Origin of the sequence: Synechococcus sp. R6-10, assembly GCF_047461815.1 — a bacterium.
Classification (GTDB): domain Bacteria; phylum Cyanobacteriota; class Cyanobacteriia; order Thermostichales; family Thermostichaceae; genus Thermostichus.
The window spans coordinates 1-1,714 of record NZ_JANSHW010000586.1 but is presented as its reverse complement, the minus strand read 5'-3'; the positions used below and the strand labels follow the sequence as shown (position 1 = coordinate 1,714).

Genomic DNA, 1,714 nt, shown 5'->3' with positions numbered 1-1,714 from the left:
TGGCTACCATGTTGGCAGACTCGAAAGTAAACAGAAAGATCAACTGGTAGTAATCCGTACTGAACATATTATTTATACATTATTTTCAGTATAGTTGAGCTTATTATTGACTAGAGTCATGCTCCCATCAACCCAGGGCTTTGTGAGCAATTGTACAAAGCCTAGATATCCTGGCAGCCTCCTTCTGTTTAGTCTGATACAGATGCTCCGGAGAGTGGATGCCCCAGTCAACTCCCCAGGCTCCTACGTCAGCTTGCCAGTTGAGTGTCGGGCCCGGTATTTGGCCCCCGGAGTACCGGAGAGTGCTGGGTTCTCTATGAATGCAAAATGAATGCAAAGGCCGAGAATTACGGCCCATCAAGAAATTAAGGGGCACAGCAGCAACACTTCTCTGGGAGAGGGGCTGGGGCTGATGGTCTGTTGAGAACGGGCTTGGAGTGGATGCACCTGAACTGGATGGATCCAATCCTAACTTGGGACTCTCGAATCGATTACTTGTTGAGAAAGTCCCCCAGATTGAGGATGGTGTTTTGCTCGCTGACGATGGCTTGGATGTCGTCGGGCAAGTTGCGGACATACTCAAGCTGGATGACGTTCGGGTTGCTGCGCAGCGCTTCCCCTTTGAGGGCGATGGCTTGGGCCTCACCGCTGGCTTTGACAATCATTCGTTGTTTGATGAGTTGAGCCTGCTCTACGCGAAACACTTCTCTTTGCTTCTCTTGCTCGGCAATTTGTTTGGCTTCGATGGCCGACTGAAACTCTTTGGAAAATTCCACATTGCGCAAGAGCAAGCTCTGCAGCACCAGCCCTTCTGGCTGCATTAGGCGAGAGAGCTCAGCGGCAATTTGTTCTTGGATTTCAGCTCGTTGCTCAGAATAAACGCCAATGGCCGAATAGCGGGCGATAACATTGCGCACCACGGCTTGGGAGGCGGGGCGAATAATTTTGTTCAGGTAATCGGGGCCTACATTGCGATGGATTTCGGGAACCCGATCCGGATCCAGGCGATAGCGCACCGAAACATCCAGATCCACCCGTTGCCCATCGGCAGTGAGAGCGGTGAGGGTATCGTCGGCTTTGACGCTGCGCTCTTCACTTCGGCTGGTCATGTTGTAGGTTTGGGTGCGCACATCGTAAAGGGTGGGGAACTGCAGCACCGGAATCAGCAGATGGATCCCCTCGCGGCGGGGAGTCATTTCCACTCCCGTGAGGCGGTTGAAGATGACGGCTTCGTAGCCGGGTTGGACAACCAGCAGACAACGGGGCAGGAGGGTCAGCAGCGCCAAAAGCAGGCCCAGCAGAGGCAGAAAGCGCGAAGTCTTGCGGTCAAGACTAAATGGTCTAGGGCGTCGCATGCGCATGGGCAAGGGCTCCGGGATCCAAGAGCTTTTTTATCTTAAGGGGTGTGCTGGCTAGCTCAGCACCCAGCGCTGCAGGGCAATGCCCAGCAGCAGGCCAAGGCCGCCGAAGCGTACCACCTGCCAAAAGGTAGCGGGGACAGGATTAAACACCTCTAGCACATAAGCCTGCAGGCGTTGCTCCAGTTGACTGGCTTCAGCTTGGATTTCGGCCCATTGTTCAGGGGAAAGCTGGGCTATGCGCTCCAATTCTCTGAGGTCGGCAAGACGAGCCTGGAGACTCTGGAGTTTTTCCTGCAGAGCCTCGAGAGGATCAAAGGGATCGGGATTGGCCGTCACGGCTGGGCTTTTGTGGG

Annotated in this window: 1 protein-coding gene and 1 pseudogene; both read right to left on the bottom strand. The window is 54.3% G+C overall.

From position 1 onward, the window contains the following. Positions 1-491 precede the first annotated feature (491 nt). Positions 492-1,361 carry a prohibitin family protein gene (locus NW837_RS14140; RefSeq protein ID WP_148202707.1) on the bottom strand — a complete coding sequence of 290 codons (870 nt, stop codon included), beginning with the start codon at positions 1,359-1,361 and terminating at the stop codon, positions 492-494. Positions 1,362-1,412: 51 nt separating this feature from the next. Continuing rightward, positions 1,413-1,714 (bottom strand): annotated as a pseudogene (locus NW837_RS14135) (hypothetical protein); the annotation flags it as partial.

Bases quoted from the DNA above. Each gene is read 5' to 3' on its own strand.
- NW837_RS14140 (WP_148202707.1), bottom strand. From the start codon at position 1,361: ATGCGCATGCGACGCCCTAGACCATTTAGTCTTGACCGCAAGACTTCG.